Source organism: Inquilinus sp., from assembly GCF_057815775.1.
Map to the genome: position 1 here is coordinate 1 of NZ_JBYRFX010000813.1, position 6125 is coordinate 6125.

Below are 6125 nucleotides of genomic sequence, written 5' to 3' on the forward strand. Positions count from 1 at the left end.
TCCACGGCCGGCGCCGGGTTGCGGGCGACGGCCCGCATCCGCAGCCAGGCGAGGCCGAAATACACGGCGGCCAACCCCGCGAGCACGATGAAGGGCCGCGCCGAGTCTCCCGCCGGCACGCCGCGCGCCGCCTGGTCGAACAGGACCTGGATGTACCAGCGCAGGGGCAGCAGCGCGCCCCAGCCTTGGGCGAAGCCGTTCATCGCCAGGGCAGGGAAGCCGACCCCGGCGAAGCCGAAGGCCGGCGAGCAGACGATGCCGGTCAGGCTGAGGCCGAGCGCCAGATTCCGCACCAGCAGCTGGAACAAGGCTCCGACCGACAGATAGGCCGCGACCAGCAGGCAGGCGGACGCGCCGACGATGATCGGGTCGCCGCGGAACGGGATCCGGTAGAGGCTGTGGATGATGCCGAGCCCGACCACCGCCATCATTAGGAAGATGCCGAAATAGGGCAGCAGCTTGCCGACCAGGGCGGTCAGCGGCCGGCCGCCGGAAGCGGCCAGCCACTCCTGCACGCTGCGCGAGCCGAACTCCGAGCCGACGGCATAGCCGCCGGCAATGGCGGTGATAACGTGCAGCACCATCGGCAGGATCGCCCGCAGCAGGAACTGGGCGTAGTTCAGGGCGGGGTTGGTCAGGACATACTGCTCGACGACCAGCGGGCCCGGCGCGAAGGCCGGGTTGGGCGGCCCGGCCGGCAGGTCGGCGACGGCGGCCGAGACGGCGGCCTGCAGGGCGCTGGAGGCAACGTTGCCCGGCGTGAAGTACTGCTTGTTGTAGAAGATCACGACCTGGGGCCGCCGCCCGGCCATGATGTCGCGCTCGAAGTCCCGCGGGATGTAGACCGCGGCGAGGGCGTCGCCGGATCGGATGGCGTGCATCGCCCCGGTCAGGTCGTCGGACCGCCGGGCCACGGTGACGCCGGGCGCGGAGTTGACCGCCTGCGCGAAGGTCATCGAGGTCTGCGACCGGTCCTGGTCGACGACATCGACCCTGAGGTCGCGGACCACCGCGTTGCTGAAGGTCGCGCCCAGGATCGCGAAGGCAATCAGCGGGATGCCGAGGACGAGCATCAACGCCACCTTGTCGCGCCAGATCCAGAGCACCTCCCGCACCGCGACGCTGACGACGCCGGGGCCCGACGCTCTGTGCATCAGCGGGCCCCCGCCCAGTCGGCATAGGCGCTCATGCCCGGTCGCAGATTCGGGATCCTGTCGACCGGATAGGCGCGGACCTCGAAGGTCCGGAGGTCGAAATCACCGGTGGCGCGGGTGGCCCGCCACCCGGCATATTCGCCGCGCGTCGCGATCGTCCGCACCTCGACCGTGACCGGCGTCTCACCCAGCGCCGGGATCCGGGCGGTGAAGCGGTCGCCGACCTTGAGTCCCTTCACCAGATCCTCGCGCAGGTCGAAGCGCAGCCAGACATCGCCCAGATCGACCAGGGACAAGAGCGGCACGCCCGGCGAGACATATTCGCCGAGCTCGGCGCCGATCTGGTAGACCTGCGACGCGGCCGGGGCCTTGACGGTCATCTCGTCCACCTGCGCCTGCAGGGTGCCGATCGTCGCATCCGCCTTTTCGACCGCGGCGCGGGCGACGCCGCGCTCCTCCTTGGTATAGCCGGCGACGGCCTCGTCATAGGAGAGCCTGGCCTGCTCCGCCCCGCGCTTGGCGACGTCGAGCGAGGCGGTCGCGTCATCGAGCGCCTGGACCGAGGCGAAGTCTCGCGCCGTCAGCGCCTTGGTGCGGTCATAGGTCTGCTGGGCGAGGGTCTGGGAGGCATCGGCCGCCGCCTTGCGCTCCGCGACCACCTCCGCCCGCGTGCCGACCTCGATCCGTGCCAGATCGGCCACCGCGACGGCCCTGGCCGCTTCGGCCTCGTGCAGCTTGGTCAGCAGTTCGGGATTGTCGATCGTCACCAGCACATCCCCGGCCGTGACGTTGTCGCCGCGCTCCACCGGCCGCGTCGCGACTCGGCCGTCGATCCGGGCGGCGATATCGATGCGGGTGGCATCCGCCTCACCCTGGACCAGCAGCGGTTGCGGCTGGACGAGGTACCACAACGACAGGCCGACGATCGCCACGACCGTAGCGATCACGATCAGCGAGGCCGCACCGGCACCGTTCCGCATGGGACCTTCTGGCGCTCGAGGCGAGGGCTCTGCATCCCTTATAGCTTCCAGATCGGTCATCGAGCGATCGCCGGCCGGGGTGGGTGACGGCCTGCCCCGGCTGTCACGTGATGTCTATCGCTCGCGACTGATGGGAATCCAGAGATCATCGGCTGCTCGCAGGTTTCGCTGGGAAGGCCAAAAACGGGCGGTAGAGATGTGGCCGGTGTCGTCCCGATCTATGCGCCGCGGGAGGGTGCCTTTGCGGCGGTCGCTTCTCCGCCGAAGTTGGATACCACAGTGGTGGCATCGAGCAGTTTGGCGGCAAGGTCGGCATTCACGATCCGCAAAAGGTTGGCGCGGAGCTCCGGCCGATTCGCCGTGAATTCTCTTAAGTACTGCAAGTTCCATTGAGCCAAAGCTCCGTTGCCGGACGCCACCACATCCACTGGGCTCGCTAGGCCGCTGTAAGCGCTCACGTCCCCGATGAGCTGACCAGGCCGAAGCGCCAATCTTGTCTTACCGCCGAGAACGGCCTCGACGTTCCCAGATACAAGGACAACCGCATCCGATATCTGCTGGCCTTTCTCGAGGATGATCTCGCCTGGAGAGCAGTCGCGCCACCGTACGAGGCTGACCAGCTTCAAGAATTCTCGTTTGTCGATAGAGCTAAACGCGACGCGATAAAGCTGCTCTTCCCTGCCGCTGAGGATGACCGGCCGCCGCTCTAAAGCCATCCCGACGATACGGACCGCGTTGACGATGATGAACGCCGCTCCCCAACAGGCCGGAACCCATAATTTTTGGTTCTGGAAATAATAATACGGCAACATCACCGCCTCGCTGACAACCGATAGAATTCGCAGTGTCAGGACATTACGCGCTGAATACGCTACGAGGAATATAATGTTCGAGAAATTGACCAGTCCATTTAGTCCGAAAATCTGATCGGAAACCAACTCGTACATGAAGACACCTGTTACACTTTCTGCAGCCCCGACTTCCAGACACTAGGTGCTTTGGATGCGCGTGCCGCGGCGCCAGCCAATCCTCGCCAACACTACGATGCACCTTCGTCGACCAGGGGGCGCTTCAGCCTGCACGATCCTTCGGTGCTTTGAGTGTCAGTCCTGCCGCCAAGGCCTCTGCCGGCCCTGGTGCTGCTGCTGCCATGTTGCCGCTCTTTCGCTTCGGGGATCGGTCAGGTTCTCAGCAGCAGAATGACCCTGTGTGGCTCCCTAGACGATCCCCCGGATGGGGGATAGGCGATCCACGCAAGGGGATGTTGCAGTGACTGACTCGGCTGCGGCGGCGCCCTTAAGTTGTCAGGCCGACCGCGCATCTGGACAGATTCCGTCGCGACTATGTTTCGTCTCAGGTGGCGGTGGAGGGCCTGTGAACTCATTCCAAAGTTGCAACGGCTTCCAGCTGGGCGGAGCACTAGTCAGCGGCGTTGGGGTGGTCTGGGCGTCGGGGAAAGAGGTCGGCGGTTGGGTCCTGGAAGGAGAGGAAGCGCTTAGGCCTGCCGCGGCCACCTCAATCGCTTCAGGATGCGTTCTCGTCGTCGCGTCGGCTGCTGCAAGCTCCGCTCGGTTGTTCATTTTCCCGTCAAGTTCAACTGGGCGCGCGAGCACGATATTCGGCACGACCACTTCAGGCCGTCCTACTACTACCTATAGCCGGCGGGCTTGGCCCAGACGGCTTGCCGGTTGCCTGGGCCCATCGCGTCACATCCGGAACGGTCCAGCAATATTCGACGAGGCCGGATGGTCGCTGGGGAGACTCGACAAGGATACGGTCGATGGCGCTCGGGACACGCCCTCCGATATGCCGGTCATCAGGGTGGACTGGGTCCGCCATGATCCGCCCGACCCACAACACGTTCGTCGTCCAAAGCTTCGTGGACGAACTCGCTCATGAAGCCGGGCGTGATCCTGTCGCCTATCGGCAGGCGCCTTTGGGCAAGGAACTGCGCTCTCTCGCTGTGCTCAATCTCGCTGCGACGAAAGTGGGCTGGGGCACGCCGCTTCCACCACTCAATGGCCGCGGCATCTGTGAGCAGCACCCGGGGTGCCCGGTCCCGTGCCTCGAGCGGCTTCCGCATGACGCACTGGCGCCCCTGCGATCACGCCGGCTCTGGACCAGAGCATCGAACATGAAGACACGTTGGTCGGCCGGATTGGTCACCGACCGCGAGGCTTGGGAAAGATTGATGGCGGATCGGGCCGTCGCGCTGCACGCATTGGAGGAACTGATCTGCCTCCCCCGACTCGCTGGCTCCAGCCCCCCATCGGGGGGATAGGGACGGTCTGCCCCCTCGGCCAAGATCGTACCCAGCGACGCACGGAAGAACCTGTCCATCTACCGCGCCGGGCGTCCGCTCGGCGGCAGACAGGCCGCTGGCGCGTCGGTGGAGATCGGGACCGGTCGCCGCTCATTCGCAATCCGAGGCCGGAGGGCAGCCAGTGCAGGCCACTAGAATCCGGACCATCCTTCAAGGCGGTGGCCTGACCGCGATTGGTCTTTCCCTCGCCTCGTGCGGCGACGGCGTGCTGACACCCCGCGGGCCTATCGGCCGTGCCGAACTGACCATCCTCTACAATGCCACGGCGATCATGCTCGCGGTCGTCATTCCAGTGATCCTGCTGACGATCGCCTTCGCCTGGTGGTTCCGGGCCGGCAACACCCGGGCGCGTTATCTTCCGACCTGGGAATATTCCGGCCGAATCGAGATGATCGTCTGGGCGATCCCGACGCTGGTCATCGTCTTCCTGGGTGGTATCGCCTGGATTGGTTCGCACGAGCTCGACCCGCCGCGGGCGATCGAATCCGCGGAAGCCCCGCTCGATGTCGAGGTGGTCTCGCTCGATTGGAAGTGGCTCTTCATTTACCCCGACGAAGGGATCGCCAGCGTCAACTGGCTCGTCGTCCCGGTGGGCCGGCCGGTGCGTTTTCGTCTCACCTCGGCCACCGTGATGAACTCGTTCTTCGTGCCGGAACTCGGCAGCCAGATCTACACGATGCCTGGAATGACCACCCAGGTGAACCTGAGGGCGGACCAGGCAGGAACGTACAGGGGTCTTTCGGCGCAATTCAGCGGAGACGGCTTCTCCGACATGCGCTTCGAGGCGGTCGCGCTTCCCGCGGACCAGTATATGGCTTGGATCGAGACCGCCAAGGCCGAGGGCCGGGCTCTCGACCCGGCGGCCTATGCGGCGTTGGCGCAGCCAAGCAAGGCAGTGACGCCAGTCACCTACGCCCCGGTGGCCGAGGGCCTCTTCGAAACCATCTCGGCCGGCCGGTCGGGCGCCGATCACCCGTCGCATCAGGAGCACTGACATGCTGGGCAAGCTTACCTGGGCGGCGATCCCGTTCGACCAGCCGATCGTCATGATCGCCACAGGCGGCGTCGGGATCGTGCTCCTGGCAATTCTCGGGCTCGTCACAGTCAAGGGCTGGTGGCCCTATCTCTGGCGGGAGTGGATCACCAGCGTCGATCACAAGCGTATCGGCGTCATGTATGTCCTACTCGCCCTCGTGATGCTGGTCCGCGGCTTCGCCGACGCCATCATGATGCGGACGCAGCTAGCGCTCGCAGCCAGCGGCGCGCAGGGCTTTCTGCCGCCCGAGCATTACGACCAGATCTTCTCGGCCCACGGCACGATCATGATCTTCTTCGTCGCGATGACGTTCGTCATCGGGCTGATGAACTTCGCCGTGCCGCTGCAACTCGGTATTCGCGACGTCGCGTTCCCGGTTCTGAACAATGTGAGCTTCTGGCTCACAGCATCGGGCGTGCTGCTCGTCAACCTGTCGCTGTTCGTCGGCGAATTCGCCCGCACCGGCTGGCTGGCCTACCCGCCCTTGAGCGAGGTTGCCTACTCGCCCGGTGTCGGTGTCGACTACTATCTCTGGTCGTTGCAGATCTCCGGCGTCGGCACACTGCTCAGCGGCATCAACCTGACGACGACCATCCTCAAGCTGCGGGCGCCCGGCATGGGCTACATGCGGA

Annotated in this window: 5 protein-coding genes; 2 read left to right on the plus strand and 3 right to left on the minus strand. The window is 65.5% G+C overall.

From position 1 onward, the window contains the following. From AC3XYG_RS29135 to AC3XYG_RS29145, 3 genes are all read right to left on the minus strand, one after another. A partial coding sequence (locus tag AC3XYG_RS29135; protein ID WP_489143377.1) for an ABC transporter permease occupies nt 1–1154 on the minus strand: 1154 nt, incomplete at its 3' end. Then, a complete protein-coding gene (locus AC3XYG_RS29140) occupies nt 1154–2134 on the minus strand; it encodes an HlyD family secretion protein (protein WP_489143378.1) in 981 nt (326 codons plus the stop codon). The genes AC3XYG_RS29135 and AC3XYG_RS29140, both read right to left, overlap by 1 nt. A gap of 218 nt (nt 2135–2352) precedes the next feature. After that, nucleotides 2353–3081 carry a Crp/Fnr family transcriptional regulator gene (locus AC3XYG_RS29145; protein ID WP_489143379.1) on the minus strand — a complete coding sequence of 243 codons (729 nt, stop codon included), beginning with the start codon at nt 3079–3081 and terminating at the stop codon, nt 2353–2355. Nucleotides 3082–4578: 1497 nt separating this feature from the next. On the opposite strand from AC3XYG_RS29145, the gene cyoA reads away from it, so the two are divergent. After that, entirely contained in the window at nt 4579–5451 is an 873-nt protein-coding gene (cyoA, locus tag AC3XYG_RS29150; protein WP_489143380.1) for a ubiquinol oxidase subunit II, read from the plus strand. 1 nt (nt 5452) lies between these two features. Beyond that, nucleotides 5453–6125: cbb3-type cytochrome c oxidase subunit I (locus tag AC3XYG_RS29155; protein WP_489143381.1), on the plus strand; the 673-nt coding region annotated here is incomplete at its 3' end.

What these genes read in the sequence shown, in the direction of transcription:
- AC3XYG_RS29140 (WP_489143378.1), bottom strand. Translation starts at nt 2,134, where the DNA reads ATGCGGAACGGTGCCGGTGCGGCCTCGCTGATCGTGATCGCTACGGTC.
- AC3XYG_RS29145 (WP_489143379.1), bottom strand. Translation starts at nt 3,081, where the DNA reads ATGTACGAGTTGGTTTCCGATCAGATTTTCGGACTAAATGGACTGGTC.